We start from the raw sequence: 23366 nt of genomic DNA, 5'->3' as shown, positions 1-23366 counted from the left end.
TTCCGAAACGGTGTCGGGGCCGGGCAAATGTGCTAGCATCCGGCGCTGGCCTGATACAGCGGAGACCCTACAGATGAAGACGACCATTGACTGGACCGGCAACGCCAGCTTCAAAGCCACCAGCGGCAGCGGCCACGGCGTTCAGATGGACGGGCCTCCCGATCACGGCGGCAACAACCTCGGCCCTCGGCCGATGGAGATGCTGCTGATGGGTCTGGGCGGTTGTTCGTCCTTCGATGTGATGAGCATCCTCCAGAAAAGCCGACAGGACGTCACCGCTTGTCGCGCCGAACTGGAAGCCGAGCGGGCCGACGCGGTTCCCGCGGTATTCACCAAGATCCATCTGCACTTCATTGTCACCGGCAACAACCTGAAAGAGAACCAGGTCAAGCGCGCGGTCAGCCTGTCGGCGGAGAAATACTGCTCCGCCTCCATCATGCTGGAACAGGCCGGCGTCGAGATCACCCACAGTTACGAAATCCACGCCCCCGCCTGACATTTCCTCTGCGGTTTCGGGCACAGATTGGCCCGGAAAAACAACGCGTTACCGGGGCCATCCCGACCACGCTCCAGCCGCCGGAATGACGGCGGTTAAAATGTTTTTCTAAACTCTATCCAACACCATATTCGATGTGCATAATACGCACCCTTCTCCGCCGGTCTGCGCAAAAGGTGATCAACGGAGGCTGAGTAATAACGCCATGAGTGCCGGCTAGCCTGGCCAGGCACAATGGTTTTTACACAGCCTCGAATCCGGTCAGTAATCGGTGGCGGCCGAGGTGACACGCCCTGGTGGCGGCGTCATTGTCATTCATCTCCATCATTGGGGGGGCTGAAATGGAAACCAAACTTCAATTACACGGTTTCAACAATCTGACCAAGTCGTTGAGCTTCAATATCTACGATATCTGTTATGCACAGACCGAAGAGCAGCGTAAGGCCTATATCGACTACATCGACGAGATGTACAACGCCGAACGCCTGACCCAGATTTTATCCGACGTGGTCAAGATCATCGGCGCCAACATCCTCAACATCGCCCGCCAGGACTACGAGCCCCACGGCGCCTCGGTGACCATGCTGATCGCCGAGCACGAGGTGACCGGCCCTGAAGCCAACAACGAGGAATCCCCGGGCCCGCTGCCGGACACCATTGTCGCTCACCTGGACAAGAGCCACGTCACCGTGCATACCTACCCGGAGAGCCACCCTCACGAGGGCATCAGCACCTTCCGGGCTGACATCGACGTGTCCACCTGTGGCCTGATCTCGCCGTTGAAGGTACTGAACTACCTGATTCACAGCTTCGACTCGGACGTGGTCACGGTGGACTACCGGGTGCGCGGTTTCACCCGCGACGTGGACGGCACCAAGCACTACATTGACCACGACATCAACTCGATCCAGAACTATCTGACCGAGGACACCCAGAACGCCTATCAGATGATCGACGTCAACGTGTACCAGGAAAACCTGTTCCACACCAAGATGATGCTGAAGGAGTTCAACCTCGACAACTACGTGTTCGGGGTCAACGCCAGCGACCTCGATCCGGCCCTGGCCCAGTCCATCGAAGAGCGCCTGAAGCGGGAAATGCTGGAAATCTTCTATTCCCGCAACGTGGAATAACCCCTGCCGCAGCGGTGAGCCCACGCCGGCTCACCGCTTATTCAGTTTTTTTGAGCAAGCTGCCCAAATCTCTCCGATATCATCTCCCGGCTGATCCCCGTTTAATAGCTCCATAGCCTGACAACACAGAACTTGGAGCAAGACAGCCATGAAAAACATCCTCGTCATCACCACCAGTATTTTTGGTCAAAACGGTCAATCTTCTCAGCTGGTCGCCAAGACCCTGGACAAGCTGACCCGTCAGTATCCGGATGCCCAGGTCCACCTTCGCGACTTGGCGAAGAATCCGGTGCCCCATCTGGACGCCGAACGCTTTGGCGCCTTCCTGGCGGCCCAGGACGATGCGACGGCGGAACAGGCCGAGGTGCTGGCCTACTCCAACGAGCTGATTGCAGAGCTCAAACAGGCAGACGCGGTGCTGTTGGGCGTGCCCATGTACAACTTTGGCGTACCCTCGGTTCTGAAAGCCTATTTCGACCACATCGCCCGCGCCGGCGTCACCTTCCGCTACACCGAAAACGGTCCGAAAGGCCTGCTGGCAGACAAGCCGGTGTACGTCCTGGCGGCCCGCGGCGGCATCTACGCCGGCACCCCGAACGACAGCCAAACGCCGTTCCTGCGCACCATCCTGGGCTTTTTCGGCCTCAAGAGTGTTGAGTTCATTTATGCCGAGGGCCTGAACATGGGTGACGACAGGAAGACCGAGGCGCTGGACCAGGCCGATAGCCATATTGACACGCTGACCGCCTAACGCTCAGCCGGTCCAAGAGGAGGTGTGACATGACCGAACGTACCATCAGGCAGATCATCCCCGCCATGGAAACTTCCGACGGCGCGGGTGTACGCATCAAGCGATCCCTGGGCCAAAGTCAGGCGGTGCGCATGGACCCGTTCCTGATGCTGGACGAGTTCGGCTCGGAGCAGGCCTCGGACTACATCGCCGGTTTCCCGGCCCACCCCCATCGCGGCTTCGAGACGGTGACCTACATGATTGAAGGGCACATGCTCCACGAAGACCACCTGGGCAACCGGGGAAACCTGAAGAACGGCGGCGTGCAGTGGATGACCGCCGGCCGGGGCATCATCCACTCGGAAATGCCCCAGCAAGACGAAGGCATGATGCGCGGCTTCCAGCTCTGGCTCAACCTGCCCGCGGCAGAGAAGCTGAAGCCGGCGGGCTACCGGGACATCCAGGCGGAGGAAATTCCGCGGCTAACCTTCGATGGCGGCGCCATCAAATTGATTGCCGGCAGCCTGGTGCTGAACGATCAAAGCCATCGGGGCGCCGTCAACGGCGGCAGCACCCGGCCGGTCTACCTGGACATCGAGCTGAACGCCAACGGCGAGCTGAGCCTGCCGCTGGATGTCGAACTCAATGCCTTGCTGTACCTCTATGAAGGCAACGCCCGGCTGGCCGGCGACGAGCTACACAGAAGCGCCGCCACCCTTCTCGGTGCCGGCGACAGCCTGACCCTGCGGGGTGGCCCGAACGGCGCCCGCCTGCTGCTGATCGCCGGCAAGCCCATCGCCGAACCCATCGTGCAGTACGGGCCGTTCGTGATGAACAGCCGGGAAGAGATCGAGCAGGCGCTGGCGGACTATCGCGATGGACGACTCACCTGATGCGACCACGCGTCCAAGCAACGGGCGCCCACGGCGCCATCTCGGCGGGACGGCGAGGATGAGCCGCCCGCTTAAGGAGCCTCTGATTAACTTTCATCCAAGACAACCACGTAGGACTGCGTCAGCAACACCTCCAGGGCAACCGGTTGCTCACCCTCGCTGCGCACCAACAGCTGGGCACCCAGCTGCCGAGCCAGCCCCCCCAGCAGGCTCACCCGAAATGCCTCCGCTTCGGGTTCCTCGTAGGCGTCCCCAGGCGAACCGCCGCCTTTCAGCAAATCTGGCAGATGATTAGCCAGTGGCAGCCGCTCGACACGCTCAATCCGAAACAGCAGCGTCGAAGCGCTCCCCCCGTCAGTGACGGCCAACTGCAGGTGGATGCGGTCATCAAAGGACGACTCGGCAACCAGCGCAATGGCTTGAACCAGCACATTCAGCAACACTCGTTCATCGGCATAAATTTCCGGATTCACTCCGACGTCCAGCCCCACGGACAACGTCAGCCCAGAAATACCCGTCAAGCTGATCGCTTCGTTGCTCAGTTCCGCAATCAGCTTCTTCACATTGAAGGTGTGGGCCTCCAACGGCAGCTGATTAAGTTCGCAGTCGATCAGCTGTTTTCCCTGGCGATTCCAGGACCAGGCCTGATCCACCCAATGCTTCAGCTGCACCTCGCTGGCCGTGGATCTGGATTCGATGAATTTCCGCAACCGGCTGGAGGACTCCTCCAGCGATCTCGATAACTGGTTCACAAACTGTCGATTCTGCCGCAGACACTCATCCTTTGCCTCCACCAATCGGTCGTATTTGACGGCCAAATCGGTCACGTCCACTAACATCAGTGCCGTGCTGCCGTTCGAAGCTCGGCCCAACACAGAGCGCATCACGCGGCCGTCAGACAGCGCCTCATCCCGCACCCCCCGGCCAATGTCGAAACGATGAATTTTCTCCGCAAGCAGCGAGCCTTCGCCAAGGGGCGTGTCAGTAACACGGGGGTAAACACCGGCCTTGATCGCTTCTGCATAGAGTTCGCGGGCAGACATCCCGGATTCAACCCGGTTACCCGCCGAGCCAAAGCCCGCCTTGAAATCATCATTCATCGTCACCAGCTTCCCGCTGCCATCAAAACAGGCAAATGGCGCAGGAATATGTTTTATAAAGCTGGATTGTTCTGCGCGCACCTCCACCAAGGCCCGCTTCGCATCAAGCAAGGCCTCAGACAGAGACCACGTGCGGCGTCCCCAGACGAACAGCCCGAACGTCAGCAAGGCGACCAAAGTGACATAGATCAATACCTCCAGGTAGAAGGTTGCGTCCTCAGTTCCGTCCCGGGAACGAACTGCAGCAAGCTGCCAAGTACCTCCAGGAAGTGTTATTTCCATGGTCTCCGGGTCCGAGGCAAACACATCTGGCTGACCATAAATTTGTTCACCAGCCTTGCTCATGCCATCGAGGCCGCGCAGGGCGAACCGGAATTCGGTGTCAGCTTCAAGTGGCTCACTCATGCTTTCAAGAATGGCGTGCCAATCCACGAGAATGGTAGCAAAGCCCCAAAATCGCTCGCTTTCACTCTCTCGGGCTCTCGTAAAGATAGGGTAGCGGCCAATCAGAGCAACACCGCCCTGAAGCAACTGGACGGGACCGGCAACCCACAGACTGCGGCTGTCAATCGCAAGCTCGGCCGCCAGACGCCGCTGGGGGTCTTCCAGAAGCTGATGGCCAAGCGCCTGTTTGTTTTGCTCAAACGGCCAGACATGACTAACCACGCCGTCTTTCGCAAGCTGTAAGCTGAGAACGTTGGGGTCACTGCCGGCAAGCTCGGATGCCACCTGTGCAAAAACTTCGGGATCCACCGAATCATCCAAAATTGGTAGCGCCACCAAGCCCTTGACCCGAAACAGCTCGTTATTGAGGTAGGACTCAATTCGAGCCCGCAACACGGACAATTCACTGAGAACAGCGGCACGCTCTCTGGCGGCCTGTAATTCTTGACGTTCCAGCGCATGGTGCCCCCAGACGCCGAGCAACGATGTCAATATTGCTAAAGACACCAAGACAGGAATGGAATCCCTCAGTTTGCGAACTATCGGGCGGCTTTTCGAATTCTCACTTTGCACCAGAGTGGCCATCTGCAATTCTCCTAACAGCTAAGCGAGACCAAGCAAACATTGAGCCCATTTGACAACCCAAGATAAAACCCATGAAATCAATTGATTGGTAACGCGACGCAATCGTCCAAAACACAACCGCTTTCAGCACGCAGCCTGCGAGTCAATTCGCTTTGCAAATTGCAAAGCAAAATCGGCCTACAAACCTTCCGCGGCCCAACTCTGGCGTTTTCGGTATACGGTTGAGGCGCTGACCTCCAGTAAAGCCGCAGCCCGCGGCACATTTCCATCGCAGAGCGCGATAGCCCGCTCGATAATGCGCTTTTCCTCCAGCCACAATGGCTTGATATCCGCCATACTGCTTGCCGTACGCGACGCCACCAAGCCATCGGAGTCACCAAGCAACGCCAAATCCGGCTCGTCCTGCGTCATCGTGCGCCGGTCTATTCCATGCTTGAGGCTTGGCGGCACCATATCTTCCGTTACTTGGCGCCCATCCCCCATCACCACCATATTCAAAATGGAATTCTCCAGCTCGCGGACATTGCCCGGCCACGGATAATTCAGCATTAAGCGCTCCACTTCTGGCGCAAGACCTTCGAAGCGCTTGCCGTTCTTTTTCGACAGAGCTTCCAGCATCCGCCCCGCGATCAAAAGAATGTCTTCGCCTCGCTCCCGCAGCGGCGGCAACCGCAGGGGGATGACATGGAGCCGGTAATACAGGTCCTCGCGAAATCGGCCGGCCTTGACCTCGGCCAAAGGATCGCGATTCGTCGCACACACAAAGCGGATATCCACTTTTTTGGTTACGCCAGAACCAACACGCTGAAACGTGCCGCTCTGAATGAAGCGCAGCAATTTGCTCTGCAGATCCAAATCCATCTCGCACAACTCATCGAGAAACAACGTGCCGCCGTCCGCCATGCTCGCCGCCCCTTCCCGATCGGTATGGGCGCCGGTGAAAGCGCCTTTCACATGACCGAAAATCTCGCTCTCCATCAAGTCCTTTGGAATCGCAGCGCAATTGAGGGTAATCAGGGGGCCACCAGCCCGACCGCTCTGCCGATGAATGGCCTCGGCGCACAACTCTTTTCCGGTACCGCTTTCGCCAGTAATGAAGATGCTAGCCTGGCTGGGCGCCGCGGTTTCGATGATTCGATACACACTTTGCATAACCGGCGAAGCGCCAATCAGGCCCTCGAAATGATCTCGCTCGATCTGTTGCTGGTAGGAGCTGACGATGTGCTCGAGCCGGTGTTGCTTGAGCACATTGCCCACGGTCACCATCAAGCGACTGGCATCCACCGGCTTGGTCAAAAAATCCGCTGCCCCCAGGCGAATAGCCTCCATGGCGGTTTCAGCCGTATCGTGACCGGTCGCTACAATAGTGGACACTGGCCATTGCTGTTCCTGCACGGACTTGAGCACCTCAAATCCATGCATGTCTGGAAGCGACAGATCCAGCACCAGTAAATCGAACCCGCCTTCCTCAAGCAGCACCAGGGCCTGCTTTCCGTTCTCAACGTGGACCACATCGTAGCCACCGGCCACCAGGTATTCGCGGTAAACCATTCCCAGTAGCTCGCTGTCCTCGACAATGAGGACTCGGCCAGTCACAGCTACAGTCTCCATAACATAAAACCCCTAATCACTCTTAGGCCCTGATTGTTAGTTCATACTCGGCGATGGTTTGAGTAAGCACTTCCTCCAACTCCGGCAACAGTTCGCACACCCTGTCACGATCCATGCGCTTGCAGGATTTCTCGATTTCTCGGGCCAGGTTGGCAAGACACACCGCACCGAACGTCGCCGCATTGCTTTTCATGGTATGTGCTTCGTCTTCCACGCGATGACAGTCTTCGGCTTCCATGGCCTCCAGCAAACTCTTATGGCGACGCTTGAGTTCTACGACAAAAACCTCGGTCATCCGTGCCACCACCGACACCGAGGTTTCGGCTCGCAAGCGCTGCAAGGCCGACGGGTCCATCAACGGCAACTGGGGATTGGGGCTTTCAACTTCGCTAGAAGCCCCTTTTCCGCACAGCTGGTCTATGGTCTCCAGCAGGCGTTCGAGTCGGAAGGGTTTACCGATAAAGCCGTTCATTCCGGCCGCCTTGCAACGTTCCTGATCTTCCCGGGTGGCATTTGCGGTCAGCGCCACGATCGGCACTGAGGCATATTCACTGCCAGATTTCCGGATCCTGCGGGTTGCCTCAAGCCCATCCATCCTGGGCATCCGCAAATCCATCAGCACCAGATCAAACCGAGCCTTTTCCAATGCCGCCAGGGCCTCGACGCCGTTGATCGCAACCGTGACCCGGTACCCGGCATTTTCCAGCATTGTCACCGCAACCATTTGGTTCGCCTCACTGTCCTCGGCCAACAAGATGCTAGCCTTGGGCAACTCGTCTGAGCGCGCGCGCTCCAATCGGTCCTCGTCAACTGATGCGACGTCTCGTCGCTTGGCATCGCAGTCCGTCAACACCGACAGCAAATCGCTGTAGCGCACTGGCGTTGTCAACAGGTCACTGATCTCAGCGTGACAGTGCTCCTCACTCAGCGCCTCTTTGGCGGTCACTATGCCAACAATTCGCGTGTGTGCCAGGTATCCGGAAGGCAGAGAGTTCGACTCAATCGGCCCATTGCCTTCAACAAATAGCCAATCGGGTGCGGAGCCCTGCGCCGGTAATGACTCCAGGTCTTCCGCCGCATGAGCGTCCAGTCCCAACAACCTCAACTGTCGCACCAATGAACAGCCACTGCCCGCTTTACCATAGACAACCCATGCGCTCTGGCCACCGGCAGGCACTCGGGGCCTGGCGGTGGTCGGCCGCTGACAACTCAGTGGCACTTTTAGCGACATTCTGGTGCCCAGGCCTACCTCGCTATTGAGTTCCAGTGTGCCCCCCATCAGGCCCACCAACTCCCGAGATATCGTCAAGCCGAGCCCGCTACCGCCGTGCCGGGTTGCGTCGGTGCTGTCCACTTGGGTAAACGCATCAAATATGATCGCCTGTTTCGCTTTGGGAATGCCAATACCGGTATCCTCCACCACAAACTCAACGTCCTTGCCCGAAGGGTGAACTTCAAGCGTAACCCCCCCGTCCATGGTAAATTTGAGGGCGTTATCCAGGAGGTTCAGCAGTACCTGCCGGAGTCTCACCGCCGCGCCGACGCATTCCAGGTCGACAGCAGGATCTACGATCAGAGAGAGCGAAATTTCGCCGTTCATCGGCTGAAGCGATTTGATGTCCACCACACTCTCAACGACATCAACTATTTGAAAGGCCTCGTTTTCCAGTTCGATGGTGCCTTTTTCGATGCGCGCAAAATCCAGGATGTTATTGACAAGGGATAACAACGCATCGGCGGACTTGCGCGCAGCACCAATCAACGTTTTTTGCCTCGCATCCATGCCAGTGTCCGAAATCAGCTCGAAACAGCCGATCACCGAATTAAGGGGGCTGCGGATTTCATGGGTTACATGGGACAGGAAATCAGACTTGGCTTGACTCGCCCGTTCAGCAATCTCTTTTGCTTCAACCAGGCTCCGCTCGGTCTGGCTCTGCTCGCGTAAGTCGTGAATCATCAAGGTGGTATAGCCTCGACCGGACCACATGAAATGGAATCCACTGATGCCCACGGGAACCACCTTGTCATCCCCCAGACTCAGTTTCAGGTATTTTTGCCGCATCCGGCTCTGGTCACCCATTTCGGTAGCTTCTGCAACCAATTCCGCAATGGAAACCTCCCCCGGCTGGGGCTTAAGCACCTCCGAAATCTGACTGAACAGAACGTTCTCCCGAGTGAGCCCGAAAATGGCGCTGAAGCTCGGATTGACATCCACCACCCGGTTATCATAATCGAGCACCAGAATGCCGTCTTCGCTGGCGACACTTACCGCCTTGTTGAGCAGATCACGACGCTCCATCTCTGAAAAATTTTCCAGTTCATGGGTCAGGTCTCGAAATGAAAAGACTAGCTGGGTCTCTTGCTCGGTTCGCAGCAGGCCGCAGTTGAGGTCCACCCAGACCGGGGCATGCTCCCGTGCCGACAGCAGTATCTTGCCGAAACCGATGCGTAGGCGGCCAGATGCCGACTCCAGGGCTTGCGCCAAAGCCTGTTTGATGCGGTCCACGTCGGTCGGGTCGACCAGCAGCTTCGCCAAGGATTTGCCCTTGCGCTTTTCAAGCTTCACATGGAGGTTGTGTTGCGCCACGGTGTTCATATCGATGATCGATAAGCCGGCATCAGTCACTATGACCCCATCCGAGACGGTGTCCAGCAGAAGATTGAGGTCTTTTTCCCGCCCCTTCAATTGCTCCACCAGGTCGGTCACCTGGGTCAGCACATCCATCTGCTTAACTTCGCGAGCCCGCAGTTCAGCCGTCATTAGGTTAAAAGCGTCGACCACACCGGCTAAGACTCCACCACCACCCGCCAACTGGAGTTTGGAATGGCTGTCACCGCTGGCCACACTTGCCAGCCGATCTCGCAGTTCAGCCAAATCACGGATCAGATAGCGCCCCAATGCCCACGTCAGTAACGCAATAAGACCGACACCCAGCACAACAAGTCCAACCAAGCGAAACGACGCGGTCAAGATTAACGAATCAAGCTTTTGGGTCGATACCCCGGTTTCGAGCAGGCCAATAGGAATCCCTTCGGCATAAATCAATTTGCGCACGTCATAAATGCCATCATCAACGCTGGCTATGGAAATGTCGGCCGCCATCCGCGCTTCCGGTCTCGCCAGCAAGCCCAGTTCAACCAGGGCACTGGATCGATCCGACAACCGCAGATACTGGCTACCGGATCGCCGCATGTACTCCACCCCCAACGCTTCCAAATTCGCGATATCGGCGGACAGCACGGCGTCACGCGCCGATACCGCCAACCATTCCGCGGTCGCGTCCAGCTCCCGCTCAAAAGCGATTTCGTTCGACGCCTTAAGGATATACAGGCTGGTCGCCACCAGCCCAAGCAGGACAACTGTCGCCACCAAAGCGACCACAACCGTCTGGGCGCGAAAGGTCATAACGAATCACTCCCATGCCCTTGTCGGCGAATACAACAACTTTCATGATCAAAGTTCATGGCCGCGCCCCACATATTTCTATTTGAAATTTGCAAAGCAAAATAAGGACCACATTATTTTAGTTTTATTTTACAACCAGTTGGAGTAAACCCATGTAGTTGAAGCTCGATATCATTTGCATTTTGCAAAGAAAACCCTGGTGCCATTTGCAATTTGCAAATATTTTGAAGAGCCCCCTCACGTCCCAAATGCGCAAACAACTGCCAGTGCAGACAACTGTCTATTAAATCAACGGGAAATTTGACCTTGGCACACATTTGGCTGCGAGCAGCGGCAACCGACCCACGCTGAATACAGGTGCCACATGCAAGACGCCAGAGTCAGACCTCAGCTGCGCAACAACGCTGGATCCAACAGCAACGCCGCCTCCCTCGAGGTTTTAGTGATTGACGATGACACGCTATGCCGTATGCACCTGCGCGAAGCCTTGGCTTGTGAAGATATCAGGATTTCTGAAGCTGCCGATGGGGAAACAGGCATAAATGCCCTGACCAAGACACTCTTTGACATAGTGCTGCTCGATGTCCGAATGCCAGGAATGGATGGATTCAAAGCCTGCAGGTTAATCCGCGACGGTGATTTGAACGCCAACACGCCCATTATTATGTTGACCGGTAGTGATGACCTCGAATCCATCCAGGCCTCTTTGGCCGCAGGCGCCAATGACTTCATTACCAAACCTTTTCGGACCACCCTGCTGAGGCAACGGATTCATCATATTGTTCAGGCACATAGAAACCACCAAGCGTTGGAACAAAAACGGTCGGAACAACAAGCGCTGTTGTCTGCGCTACCGGACAGTATCCTGCGCTTCGACGCCGCCAATCGGCTCACCGACACCAAACTCAGCAATGACTTACCGCTCCCTCTGCTGGACAAGCTGAGCATCGGCGCAAAGCTGGAGGCGATCTATGCGGCCCCCATTGAAGCGGTCAATGAGCGAATGATTCGGGTAGAACACGCTGGAATTGATATGTTTTTTGAACTGCGCTTTGCCACTTCAGCGGGCAACGAGCGGCTGTGCATCGTCCGGGACATAACCGAGCAGGAAACACAGAAACAGCAAATTGAAACACTGTCTCTGACCGACCCCATCACAGGACTGCCCAATCAGGCTCACCTGATCCAACGGCTACAAAAATTCTCAAACGAGCATCCAGGTCTGGAACTGGCTCTGATCAGGCTTTGCCTCGATAATCTGGACAGCCTTGAGGACAGTGTGGGGCGTCGAGTCACCAATGATGCCCGCAGCCACATTGCCCAATTGCTACGCCACTTGATGAAACGTGTTGATAGCGAGCTTGCGAAGCGCAACACAACCGCCGGGTTATTCCTGGCCAGCACCGGGAAAGGTGAGTTCCATATTTTGGCGCCCTTGCCCTCCCAGATGGATCTGACGGAACGACTGCGTCACCTCATCGTTTCCGCATTTGCTCAAACTGTAGAACTTGCAAATTATTCCTTGTCGTTCCAGCCGCGAATTGGCATTGCAACCTGTAAAGCCGGTGACGTGGCCGTGGATAAGCTGATACAGCAGAGCGCTCTGGCGGCGAAAACCATCAATATCAACCAGGAAACCCGACGTGGTGACTACAGCCCGGAACTCGAACGTGCGGCGAATCGAGCCCTGACCATGGAGTCGGCTCTGAGGACCGCGATACTGCGGGAAGAGCTGACATTGGTGTACCAACCGAAAGTCTGCGCGCAAAGCGGTGCGCTGCACGGCATGGAGGCACTGCTTCGTTGGCATTCTCCGAGCCTGGGGTTCGTGTCCCCCGGCGAGTTCATTCCTCTTGCAGAGGAGACTGGCCAGATCCTCGCCCTAGGTGACTATGTATTGCGAGCCGCATGCCGACAAGCGGTTGCCTGGCGCGAGTCCGGCTTTCAAACGGTTCCTATCGCCGTCAATGTGTCGGGGCATCAGCTCAACCAATCCCAGTTTGATCAAAAAGTGCATGCAATCTTGGCGCAGACCGGGGCCCGGGCCCACGAAATTGAACTGGAGGTCACCGAAAGTGTCTTCATGGGCAACCAGGACATGACACTGGCGTACCTGCAAACACTTCGTGCCGATGGTTTACGCATTGCGCTGGACGACTTTGGCACAGGTTTCTCGTCCCTGAGTCAGCTCAAGCAACTGCCAGTGGACATACTGAAGATCGATCGTTGCTTTGTGACGGACATCGAAAGCGCAAACGGCAACTATGCGGTTGTGGATGCCATCATTGCCCTGGCGAAGGCGATGCAATTGGCCATCGTCGCCGAAGGCGTGGAAACCCCAGAGCAACTGGAATACCTGAGAGAAGGCGGCTGTCATCTTATTCAAGGCTATCTCACCGGTAGGCCCTGTCAGCCCGAGGAAATTGAACCCCGCTTCCAACCAGGCCCAGTGGAATAAGCACTCGCCACCGCACAACCACTCATTTCGGACAGGCTGAATGAGAGTCCAAGTTAGCTCCCACCTCACCGTAACGAGGCGCCAACCTGGCACGCAGGAATAGGGGCCAGGTTGGCGTTCACCAATCATCTAGCCGGTGCCCCATCCGCTACCACTGAAGGAACCGCTGAATAACTCCCGATCGCCTGTGGTATTCAGAGGTTCCTTCGGCGTTACCAACCCTCTCCTGGCGTTGGCGGTACCGACATCCAGACGCCTGACTGACCCGCAGGCTGACTCAGCGAAAACGGTGCGGTAAACTGATCGAGCACATTCTGTGACGGCAGAACCGGATCAGGGACAGAAACAGCGCTGCGCAGTTCTATTGAGGCCGCACAGCTGAGATCCCCCTGCAAAGGCGCCAGCAATTCATGGAGTGCCGCCTGAACCCCGGGGAAGAGCGACAGATCCAGCTGGCCGAGAAGCCGGTCTAGAACTACATACACAATGGCATTGACCACGTTATCGTTCTGCAGCGCCATGGCTTCGGGACAGCAAAGGCTGCCGACTTCTACCGGAGCAAGTTGCTGCCCAGTCGGCAGCAGCAACAGGTTGACGGTGGCGAGCGTGGTGCCCAGTAACGTATCCACCAATGGCAGGTAATTGCTTAGCACGTCATCCTGATTCTGGTAGCCCGGCGGACACTCGCACGGTTCAAGCAGGCTGACCAGGCAGCCGGTAAACGCAGAGGCCCGAGTTTCTTCCATCAAATCAATCGGTTCGCAAGGCGGCCCCGCCACCACCTTCTGGGAGATCCAGCGAGACCGGATGTCGCCGATAGCGACCGGGCAGGCAGCACCCGAATCCCGGTACAACGCTCCGGACAGGCCATCGCCACTACGGCCCACAGCGTAATTGGGTCCTCGTTGCAGTGCATTGAAATAGCTAACATTCCCTGTGCCCACGAGACCATCGACGCCCACGCTATCGCTGCTCTCGTCGCTGATGCCTTTCAGGCACGGCACGCCGCTGCAGTTTGGACCGGCATAATAGACCGCCTCGCGAGATGTAAAGCGATCATCTCGCACCCCAATCAGGGTGCGATAGCTGCGAGGCAAGGAGCGATCGATCAAGACTATTCTGGGAGCGTCGTGTTCGTCGAAATCCACGGCCTTGCCGAGCACCTTGCCGCCGGCATCCGCCACAATGGCCTGCTGTGATTGGCTGTTCACATACTGTTTTACCAGAGCGTCACGGATCGCAACAATGCCCACCATGGAGCCCAACACCAGGATGGTCACGATCAACAGCAACTCCAGGGTAATCACAAAACCAGCCTCCCGACCAGGTACCCCGGGCATCCGGCAAAAATGATGATACTTTGGCATGTCGTTGGCTCCACTCTGTGGCGTAGATTTGATAGCGGCTCAGAAGAGCGCTCTTAGCAGTGTGAAGATTTCGAACACCTTGACCGCGGCCGGGAACAGGACAATCACACCAAACATCGGCATTCCCACCAGCATCATTGCGAGCAGCATCATGATGCTTCTCTGGCTAAGCAGTTTGCGATTGATTTCTGTCTGCTGCTCGCGCAGAACCTCCGCCTGCCTGGCCAGGGTGTCGCGGATGGAAGCACCGGTACTGCGCCCCACTTCAATAACGGAGGCCAACCGCCGTATTTCCTCGGTGCCGGTGCGCTCATACATGCGGGCGAACGACTCGGCGAAGCTCTGACCAGCCGCGACCTCCCGTGAAATCAGCCGCACTTCAGCGGCCAGCGGATGGCCAGGTTCGAACCCAAAGCGCGCCGCCAGAGTAAAGGCCTGGCCAACCGGCGAACCGGACTTCAGGTGGCCATTCATCAGATCGACAAAAAAACTCAAGCTACCGCGCAGCCTCTGACGGCGGCGTTGTCGTCGCCGCCACAGATAGAGGTCTGCGCTTACGAATCCGAATACTCCAGTCCAGAGCCAAGCCCACCAAGGTGCTGCCGGCTGCAGTTGCAGCAGTACCAGCGGTGCTAAACCCAGTAATATGAGTTTTGAAGGCCAATAGATCAGCAGCAGTTGATCCGGCATAAACCCCGCCTGCCGGATCAGCCGGGCGGGAAATAGCCACTGAGGAAAGCGGCCATTTTGCCGGCCTGAAAGCACGTCAAGCTTCAACTCAGGCTGATTCAGCACCATAGTCAGCGCCAGGCAGCACACCAACAAGCCCCCAATTGCCAAGTCCAACAGATAATTGACTACCATTTGGGACTCCTCAAAATCACCCGCATCCAAAGAAAACCAATCACTTGGCAGACAATCGCCGCATACAGCAGGCCCGGACCAGCCGGATGAGAGGTCAACGGCAGCAACCAATCAGGCTCTTTCCAGTTCAAAAAAGGTATGAGCAGATAAGGCAAACCAGCGGCCATCACCAAGGCGTACTTCGCCCCTGCCAACTGCCCACGAAGTGCCATTTGGTCTGAGCGCCGCTGACGTAGTACAGTGACGAGCGCTCGAATCAGCGCGTCAAGCTGTCCGCCTTCATGCCAGTAAAGCCGGAGGGTCATAACAAACAGACGGCAGCCATCCGTGCGAAACAGCTGCAGCATTCCGTCGGTCGCCGCTTCGATGGTTTCGCCGTAACGCAATCGTGCCACCAACTCTCCAAGCGGCTTGCCTGTCGCGCTCGCGCCTCCTTTAGCTGAGGCCTCCAGCGCCTTTAACAGTGGCACACCGCTGGCAGTCAACACGCCCAGCAGATCCAGGACATCGACCAGATTGTGGTCGAATGCTTCGGCCCGGCGCTGCACCAGGTCCCGCATGAGGATCAACGCGGCGGGCAAGAAGGTTGCGCCCGCCAACAGGGCAAACCCGGCGCGATCTGGGTACAGCGTTAAAACGATCAACCCCACCGCTGTGCAGCAAAGCACCAGTCCCGCGACAAAAAGCAGTGGCTCCAGGTCAAGACCCAGCACCCGCAGCCAACGACCCAGTTGAGTCGGGTTCCGCTGGCTGGTATACAGGTTTGCCCCCTCGCCTGCAGACCGATGCCGCGTCAGATTTCGAACAACCAGCCCTGCCGACCAAAGGAGCACCAGCACCACGCCCACCAGCAAGAGTGCCGCCATCATCTGTCTGGCTCCGTGATGTGCCAAAGTTCCTTCAACTCGGCCGTCAGCGCGTACTCTTTCGCCTGGATGGTGGCTAGACACTCCGGGCGACGCTCACAATGAACATGCTCATACCCATTATCGGCAACTGCCGCCGAGCTGGACGGTTGCCGCCGGCTGAGGCGGAACAACTCAATCACCTCGGACCTATCGCTACGTTCCACTACCTCACAGATACTGGTAACCCGGCGGCGGCCATCACTCATACGAGCCACCTGCACGATAATCTGGACGGCACCGTTGATCATGTTCTGGATGGCGGCTCGGGAAGCCCGGCCATCGGCAAGTAATGCCAAAGTTTCGAGCCGCTTGAGAACCTGCTGGGGGTTATTGGCATGTACGGTCGTCAGGCTTCCGTCGTGCCCGACATTCATTGCCTGCAGCATGTCGAACACCTCCTCTCCACGAACTTCGCCGACGATGATGCGGTCCGCACGCATCCGAAGGGCATTCCGAAGCAGATTACGCAAATCAACTCGACCCACGCCCTCGCTGTTACCCTGACGACTCTCCAACGTCACCACATGGGGATGGCGCAACGCCAGCTCTGCGGATTCCTCAATAGTGATGATGCGCTCCTGGGCAGGAATCGCCTCGGACATAGCGTTCAGCAGAGTCGTTTTACCCGCACCAGCGCCACCGGCAATCACGAGGTTGACCCCCCCCTTTACGACCAGTGACAGGAACTCGGCCATAGGCGGAGAGAGCATCCCAACCACCACCAAATCGTGCAGCGATGAGTGGGAGGTTTGAAAACGCCGGATGCTAATAACGGTGCCTCCCTGGCTCAGTGGCGGGATCACGACATGCATCCGGCTGCCATCAGGGAGCCGGGCATCGACCGTGGGATTGTTTGAATCTAGCTGCTTGCCCTGAAAGGCAACAAATCGATCAACAAATCGCCGGACGTGGGCTTCGTCATCGAATGAGTGATCGGTTTTTTGCAGCAAGCCCCCTCGGTCAACCCAAATATTGCTAGCACCATTTACCAGAATATCCGTGATCGACGAATCGGCCATAAGCTCCGCCAGCGGTCCAAATCCCGTCACCTCATCAGCCACCTGGCGACAGAGTAAGCGGCGGTGGTCAGGGCTGAACTGCTTTCCGGTCTCGTCTTGCAATCGCTCCAGCAACCTCAGGATTCGCTTGTCCAGCTCGTCCCGGTCGTTCATCCATGGCTGCTCGACCTCCACAGAGTTGATCAGGCGCTGGTGTAAGCAATGTCGAGCCTTGCGCAACAACTCCGCCGTCCCGTCGATACCGAATTCCATAGTCATGAGCGTTCTCCAACCAATTTTGCCAACTCGAAACAGCCTACGTGGTCGGCAAGCGCCACCAAGCGGCCCTGAGCGATTTGGAAATCCGGGCGCCGACTAAAGGCTTCGGCATAGTGTTCACATGCCGCCGCTTGGTTGCCGCTCTGCTCAAACAGCAAGCCTCGATGGTAAGCAATGCGCCAAAGCGGCGCGCCAAGACGCTGAGAAACCGCCAACGCCTCAAAGGCACGATGTGTATGCTGATCCATGAAATAGACCGACGCCATCAGTTCATGCAGCATCGAATCCATCGGGTGAAGTTGGATCTGAGCGTTCAGCAGAGTGCGGGCTCGCTCTACATTGCCTTGCTCAAGCGCGATCCGCGCTCTCAAAGCGGTAGCCTCCGAACGCGGACGCTGGCCCCTCAATACCTGATCCAGGAAGTTTCCTGCCTGCTCGTAGCGACCGGTGTGATAGCTGACAACGGCTATCGCAAACTGCACCCGTTCGTTACGCGGGAAAGCCGAATACAGGGCAAACAACCGACGCATTAAATCATCGCAGTCATTCAAGTCCCCGCTGCGATTGTCATCCTGGCAGGCCACCCCCGACGCCAGCTGTTTTTTCCATTGGCTCAGAATCTGCCGAACCACCAAGTTCGGATCCTGCGCATCTGCGCTGTATCGTCGTTCGGTGGTGGCACACCCCGCCAACGCTACAATCATCACCAGAGCTAACATGACCGGTTTCATAGTGTGACTCCTAACCATCTTGTTTAGTGGGCAACGCGCGGCGGACCAGGTCCAACGGTGTTGGGAAGGCCCATTGGTGTACGCGGCTGTCAGACTCCCTGACCAAGGTGGGAGTCACTACAATCACCAGTTCGCGATCCTGTTCCGAATTGGCGGTAGCCTCCGCCAGTCGCCCCAATAGCGGAACCCGATGTAGACCCGGCGTCTGGCTATTCTGGGCCGACTGGTCCTGGTAGATGAGCCCCCCGAGTATGAGCGGCTGACCATCGCCTAGCCTTGTGGTCGTGGCAATGCTGCGGGTGTTGAATGCGGTGGAATTGAGGGCTGAGCCGGTACTGTCCGAAATCAGCTGAGTGAGTGAGGTATCCGGCGCGGAAATCGTTGGATGCACATCCAGGGTGATACGATCGTTCTCATCAACCATTGCCCGGACGATGAGTTCCACTCCAAAGGTCTTGAAACTGGTGCCACTAAAAACTCCAGGAGTGTTGGTCGCCACCTCATCGCCAGACTTCAGCCCGGTCGGTGCGAAAGCCGTGGGCACCGGAACCTCACCTCCCACGCTGAACACGGCTTGCTCTCCCGCCAGGACCGTGAGGGTTGGCTGGGACAGAGTGCGGGCGATGCCCTCCTGTTCCATAAGTGAGAACAGCAGATCGAATGCCAGATCGCTACCGCCCACCTGCAGGTTATTGGTCAGCGTCCCGCCCAGTATCTGCAAGGCATTTTCCACCAGCGAACTATCTGCGGTCAGGGTTCCGAGTCCGCCAAGTGCAAACAGCCCAGCATCGGAATAGCCGTTGGTCACCACCGACAGATCGGGACGCCAACGAAGCATACGCGTCCTGTTCACCTCGTGAATCTGTACCGAGATTCTTACCTGGGGGAGATCGAGCACGTCCAACATAGCCAGAATTCGGCCGTTGGCCAGCGAGACCAGCTTCGATCGCGCAATGTTGGCCCGCACATTGTTGAAGGAATCACCTCCATTCTGGAGTTGACTGAGCCCGCCAAACTGACCACTCCGCTGACGGCTAGCAGTTCGGGCATCCAGCAAGCCGCCGGCTTCATCCGTCATCGCGACAACATCCGCATCACCGCTAGCAGTGTCGGCATTGGGCAGCAACCGGGAGACCACGCTTAGCACTCGGGTCAAGGTGACCTGATCCTGAACCTCACCTTCAAGAATCAAGGTGTCGCGGGTATCGTCGGCGACTTCACCGCGAATAACCCGGCGAACGCGCACGTTCTGCCCGCCCAGATCTTTGATCGCCGAAGCGACTTTTTGCTCCAGGCTCAGCGGCAGGGTGTCCACCCGAATCAGATTAATAACGGCAATTCGGTTGTCATTGGGGACGTTGCCGGGGTTTAGTCGAAACGACGGATCCATTGCCCCCGCAACGGCGGATTGCAAATGCAGCGAACTGCTATCCACCGAACCGGCAAGAACCCGATTGCCCCCCGCCCTGGGACCCGAGCGTGCGCCCAGGTAATGGCGAGCCGCTGTTTCGGCAGCCACCTTGTAATCAATCGTCGGGACCCGACCTCGCAAGACCAACGCCGGACGATCTGGTGCCGAATCAATGCGAATGGCACTGTGGATATCGCTCAGGGCGCTGCGGAGTACCGACAAATCCTCTGTCACGCTGAACAGGTAGGTTTCACTGTCACCGCCGGCGTACCAGACCATCAAGGTCGTACGCCCCACATTTTTGGCCAGCATCAGCAGCTCGCGCCCATTCAGTACCTCCACCTCAAGGGTTCTGTCCTGCCCCACGGCGACTCGTTCCAGGTCACGATCAAACACAAGCCGGGAGTGGGTCCATTGGATAAGTTCTCTATGGTTGGCGGAGTGGCGGCCATTGGCATCTTCGACATATTTCAGGCTGGCCCCTGCCGACGCCGTGCCAACCCCGAAGGTCGCGACCAACAGATAGCTCCCGATTAACCGAATTAACTGGCGCATCGACGTCTCCTTACTTGAGTTCTACTGCGTCATCTCGGTCGATGACGGCACGGGAAAAACAGGATGGGTACTCGCCGCCGGCGGCCTGCTCCGGGGGTGAAACGAAGGTGATGAGTTCAACGCGCCGGTTGGCAATAGGAAGCTGGTCTGGAGCCGCACCACTCACCGGAATCAACTCCCCGACGCTGGAAGTCCGGAGTCGATGAGGAGCAACGCCCTTCCGAATCAGGTAATCCGCAACCGCCTGGGCTCGCCGCTGGCCCAGATGATGATTGTAGGCAAGCGAGCCATCCGTGTTGGTGTGACCAACCACATGAAGGGTCAAGGGGTCGGGCTGAGGTGACATTTGCCAATAGAACCAGTCCAGTTCTTGGGCGAGTTCACTGCTAATCTGCGCACCGCCCTGGGCAAAGCCATGGCGCGGTACAAAACGCTGATAGCTTGCGTGAAAGTCGTATTTCGGCGCTTGGCGATGGGGCCGGTCCATTACAGCAACACCCTGGCGGCGCGGCTGCGATGGGTCTCGCGGAATGAGACTCGGCTGAGAAAACTCCAGCGCACAGCCCGGCACAAGCAGTGACACAGCCGGGCGCACATCGCTGAACTCGTGCTCCACCGGATTCAGATCGGAAGCGCGCAAGCCAGTGGTGGCGAGAGCCCGGGCATCGGCACGGTTTTTTGTTGTTGGAATCTGGGGGACGCTTTCATAGTACTTATCGGCAGTAACGCACCCACTCAGCAGGACTGGGAGTATCCATAACAGCTTGTTCATAGTTTGCTTCCCGGACAATGACTCGATCTAAGGCGGCTACTGCAACCCTCTGCCACAGTCCTTGCAGAACTCATACCAAAATCGGATTCAAAATTATTGCTATATTTTTCAGCATGTTATGTAAACGGCGGCGGTGGAGCTGAAGGGGCGTGCAGTAGTGATTGCAATTTGCGACGCAGCATCGAAAGCTAAAACAAAAAGCGAGGCCTTGAGGCGCTCGCCCAATAAATGCTGGCAATAGGTCGTGCGGGGATTAGGGAGTGCCGGCCAGTATCTTCACCGGAATCAGCTTGCGCTCCAGACCGGTGACTACTTCAACCAGCCGTTGAGTTGGTGGTGGTTCAATTCTGGGTCGTTCATCAGCCTGCCGGGCCGACGTCCCGTGCAGGACAATAGACACCTTGTCTTGCGGTCCGAGGCTGGCCAGCGGATAAACGAACTGGGGAGCCAGTGCCACCACCAACGAGGTCGCCGACTCCCTTTGCGGGTGATGCGCAGCCGCTCTCATCAGGCCCGTGCCGCCTGCGCCACTTGCGGCCGAAGATCTGGCAGACAAAACACCGATCAAGCGCACGTCCTGTGCCACCGTACGCACGCCGGCGGGCCCTGTAGCGATCACATCGAACAAGTCACCATTACGTAGTTGTGAGTGAGGGATAGAACCGGACTGGGGAGCCAAGGTGTACAGCACCTTTCCCTCCGGAACCTGCTGTGCCAACCAGGAGCGCACGGGGCGACTTAACTCGGCTGGGCGGATTATTGCGCCATGCTCCACGTTACGGGACAGTTGTTTACCCAGCACCTGCCTCGGATCGGTAATACCGGGTTCGGCGGCGTCTATCCGCACTCGTGTCAACATGTCGGGGACAATCTGAGTACCCGCGGGCCAGCTACCAACAATGCCCAGCACTTCGTGGGTAGTCACTCGTTCGTATTGCCGCACCCCCAAAACACTCGCCAACACTCCTGAGATCAAAAACATGCCGATTGCTGCGGTGGTACTGCCATTCAACTTCCGCCTCATGTCACACCTCTCCTATGCCATGCACATCTCACCTGGCATGAGGCCGACCAGACCTCAGGCCAGGCAACCATTACGGTTAGGGAGCCAATACGGTACCGGCATTGCTTGAAGCGCTGGAGCCCAGGCTGGCTGCAGTGGTCGCGCCCTCCAAGGGTGTTGCTGCCACGAAGGAGAACTCCACATCATCCCCGGCCAGACTGTCGGTAGCATCGCCATAGACAGATCCCTCTACGGCAGCCGTGTTTTCCCCATTAACGATGCCATTGAAGGCGTAAGTCTGATCGAGATGGCCAATTGCCTCCGCCACATCTTCCATTTCGGCGGTGAGGGAGTCTCGCATGGTGACCATTCCGGCAACCAAGCCGATGACCATCACTGTGGATAACAAAACCAGTTCGGTGGTCATAACGAAACCGGCTTGTTTTTTGGAACCTTGAGAAAGTTTGACTGTTTTCATGGATTACACCCCTTGGCGTGAAATTGTTATGTCAATTGTCGTGAATTTATCCTCACGCCCAGAACACGAACAAACTCCATGCCAAAACGCAAATATCCATTAAATACAACATGATAGATAAATAAAATTCATTCAAAAAGCACAGACCAGCTTCCGCTGTCGCTATTTATTTCGCATATTGCAATGCGTAACGGAGCTGGCCTTGAGACACAGTTGTACAAGGAGGGATACCGCTGAAAACACCGTGATCTGAGCTAGGTAGCCTCTAACTACGCAAACGGCTTCTGCGCCATCAGGTTTAACACCATCGGTCGCAGGATCAGGTCCATGGCGAGGGAGAGTTTGGGGCCGGGGATGACCAGGGTGTCGTGGCGGGACACGGAACTGCCGGCGATCATCTGCAGCAGGTAGGGGAAGTCCACCTCACTGGCGTCGCGGAAGCGAATCACCACCATACTCTCGTCCTCGGTGGGCACGTCCCGCGCCACAAACGGGTTGGAGGTGTCCACCAACGGGATGCGCTGGAAGTTGATGTGGGTATGGGAGAACTGCGGCACGATGTCGTGGACGTAATCGTCCATCCGGTTGATGATGGTTTTCACCACCGCCTCCTGGGAATAGCCGCGGCGGAAGGTGTCGCGGTGAATTTTCTGAATCCACTCCAGGTTGACGATGGGCACCACGCCCATCAGCAGGTCGACGTATTGGGCGGTATTGTAGGTGTCACTCACCACGCCGCCATGCAGGCCCTCATAGAACAGCAGATCGGTGTTGGCCGGCAACGACTCCCAGGGCGTAAAAGTGCCGGGCTTGTGGCCCGCCTCGATCAGCTCCAGATCCTCATCATGCACGTACTGGCGGTGACGGCCGTTACCGGTGTGGCTGTAGTCGTAGAACAGCGCTTCGAGCTTGTCGATGTGATTGGCCGCCAGCGCGAAGTGATTGCGCTCACCAAATTGGCCCTTGGCCGCCAGGCGGGCCATCTGCTCCCGAGTGTAGCGGTGAAAGCTGTCGCCGCTGACCATCGCCGCACTGAGGTTTTCGCTGGCAAACAGCCGGCTGAAGACGCGGCCGGTGGTGGTGGTACCGGCCCCGGAGGAGCCAGTCACGGCAATGATTGGATGACGCTTGGACATAAACCAGA

Annotated in this window: 19 protein-coding genes; 6 read left to right on the top strand and 13 right to left on the bottom strand. The window is 57.3% G+C overall.

The window, feature by feature from the left end; translation table 11 throughout:
- Positions 1–73 precede the first annotated feature (73 nt).
- From N6L25_RS06940 to N6L25_RS06925, 4 genes are all read left to right on the top strand, one after another.
- Positions 74–496 (top strand): OsmC family protein, encoded by a 423-nt coding sequence (locus tag N6L25_RS06940; protein WP_271979069.1) that lies wholly within the window; start codon positions 74–76, stop codon positions 494–496.
- Between the two features lie 341 nt (positions 497–837).
- Positions 838–1629, top strand: coding sequence for an adenosylmethionine decarboxylase (gene speD, locus N6L25_RS06935; protein WP_271979068.1), 792 nt, complete (start codon positions 838–840; stop codon positions 1627–1629).
- Positions 1630–1777: 148 nt separating this feature from the next.
- Positions 1778–2380 carry an FMN-dependent NADH-azoreductase gene (locus tag N6L25_RS06930; protein WP_271979067.1) on the top strand — a complete coding sequence of 201 codons (603 nt, stop codon included), beginning with the start codon at positions 1778–1780 and terminating at the stop codon, positions 2378–2380.
- A gap of 29 nt (positions 2381–2409) precedes the next feature.
- Positions 2410–3252 carry a pirin family protein gene (locus N6L25_RS06925; protein ID WP_271979066.1) on the top strand — a complete coding sequence of 281 codons (843 nt, stop codon included), beginning with the start codon at positions 2410–2412 and terminating at the stop codon, positions 3250–3252.
- Positions 3253–3338: 86 nt separating this feature from the next.
- Here the strand turns inward: N6L25_RS06925 and N6L25_RS06920 are convergent, their stop codons facing one another.
- From N6L25_RS06920 to N6L25_RS06910, 3 genes are all read right to left on the bottom strand, one after another.
- Entirely contained in the window at positions 3339–5381 is a 2043-nt protein-coding gene (locus N6L25_RS06920) for a CHASE domain-containing protein (RefSeq protein WP_271979065.1), read from the bottom strand.
- A gap of 177 nt (positions 5382–5558) precedes the next feature.
- Positions 5559–6977 carry a sigma-54-dependent transcriptional regulator gene (locus N6L25_RS06915; protein ID WP_271979064.1) on the bottom strand — a complete coding sequence of 473 codons (1419 nt, stop codon included), beginning with the start codon at positions 6975–6977 and terminating at the stop codon, positions 5559–5561.
- Positions 6978–7014: 37 nt separating this feature from the next.
- Entirely contained in the window at positions 7015–10095 is a 3081-nt protein-coding gene (locus N6L25_RS06910) for a response regulator (protein WP_271979063.1), read from the bottom strand.
- Between N6L25_RS06910 and N6L25_RS06905 the strand changes: the two genes are divergently transcribed.
- Both N6L25_RS06905 and N6L25_RS06900 read left to right on the top strand, forming a co-directional pair.
- Positions 10082–10546, top strand: a complete 465-nt coding sequence (locus N6L25_RS06905) for a hypothetical protein (protein ID WP_271979062.1) — start codon at positions 10082–10084, stop codon at positions 10544–10546. The genes N6L25_RS06910 and N6L25_RS06905 overlap by 14 nt on opposite strands.
- A 216-nt stretch (positions 10547–10762) precedes the next feature.
- Positions 10763–12856, top strand: coding sequence for a putative bifunctional diguanylate cyclase/phosphodiesterase (locus tag N6L25_RS06900; protein WP_271979061.1), 2094 nt, complete (start codon positions 10763–10765; stop codon positions 12854–12856).
- Positions 12857–13068: 212 nt separating this feature from the next.
- Here the strand turns inward: N6L25_RS06900 and N6L25_RS06895 are convergent, their stop codons facing one another.
- The 10 genes from N6L25_RS06895 to N6L25_RS06850 form a co-directional block, all read right to left on the bottom strand.
- On the bottom strand, positions 13069–14223 hold the full coding sequence (locus tag N6L25_RS06895; RefSeq protein WP_271979060.1) for a hypothetical protein: 1155 nt from the start codon (positions 14221–14223) through the stop codon (positions 13069–13071).
- A gap of 39 nt (positions 14224–14262) precedes the next feature.
- On the bottom strand, positions 14263–15021 hold the full coding sequence (locus tag N6L25_RS06890) for a type II secretion system F family protein (protein WP_271979059.1): 759 nt from the start codon (positions 15019–15021) through the stop codon (positions 14263–14265).
- A 59-nt stretch (positions 15022–15080) separates the two neighbouring features.
- Entirely contained in the window at positions 15081–15956 is an 876-nt protein-coding gene (locus tag N6L25_RS06885) for a type II secretion system F family protein (RefSeq protein WP_271979058.1), read from the bottom strand.
- Positions 15953–17266, bottom strand: coding sequence for a CpaF family protein (locus tag N6L25_RS06880; RefSeq protein ID WP_271979056.1), 1314 nt, complete (start codon positions 17264–17266; stop codon positions 15953–15955). The genes N6L25_RS06885 and N6L25_RS06880 overlap by 4 nt, the downstream gene beginning before the upstream one ends.
- 2 nt (positions 17267–17268) lie before the next feature.
- Positions 17269–18003 carry a hypothetical protein gene (locus N6L25_RS06875; protein WP_271979055.1) on the bottom strand — a complete coding sequence of 245 codons (735 nt, stop codon included), beginning with the start codon at positions 18001–18003 and terminating at the stop codon, positions 17269–17271.
- A gap of 10 nt (positions 18004–18013) precedes the next feature.
- The gene (locus tag N6L25_RS06870) at positions 18014–19969 is read right to left on the bottom strand and encodes a pilus assembly protein N-terminal domain-containing protein (protein WP_271979054.1); all 1956 of its coding nucleotides are present in this window, start codon (positions 19967–19969) and stop codon (positions 18014–18016) included.
- A 10-nt stretch (positions 19970–19979) separates the two neighbouring features.
- Positions 19980–20741: an OmpA family protein gene (locus tag N6L25_RS06865; RefSeq protein WP_271979053.1), complete on the bottom strand. Its 762-nt coding sequence runs from the start codon at positions 20739–20741 to the stop codon at positions 19980–19982.
- A 253-nt stretch (positions 20742–20994) separates the two neighbouring features.
- The gene (locus tag N6L25_RS06860) at positions 20995–21765 is read right to left on the bottom strand and encodes a hypothetical protein (protein ID WP_271979051.1); all 771 of its coding nucleotides are present in this window, start codon (positions 21763–21765) and stop codon (positions 20995–20997) included.
- Between the two features lie 76 nt (positions 21766–21841).
- Positions 21842–22222 (bottom strand): hypothetical protein, encoded by a 381-nt coding sequence (locus tag N6L25_RS06855; RefSeq protein WP_271979050.1) that lies wholly within the window; start codon positions 22220–22222, stop codon positions 21842–21844.
- Between the two features lie 269 nt (positions 22223–22491).
- A complete protein-coding gene (locus N6L25_RS06850) occupies positions 22492–23358 on the bottom strand; it encodes a phosphoribulokinase (RefSeq protein ID WP_271979049.1) in 867 nt (288 codons plus the stop codon).
- Positions 23359–23366 lie beyond the last annotated feature (8 nt).

Origin of the sequence: Marinobacter sp. SS21 (assembly GCF_028369065.1) — a bacterium.
Lineage (GTDB): Bacteria > Pseudomonadota > Gammaproteobacteria > Pseudomonadales > Oleiphilaceae > Marinobacter.
The sequence above is the reverse complement of the archived record's forward strand: the minus strand, read 5'-3'. Positions and strand labels throughout refer to the sequence as shown.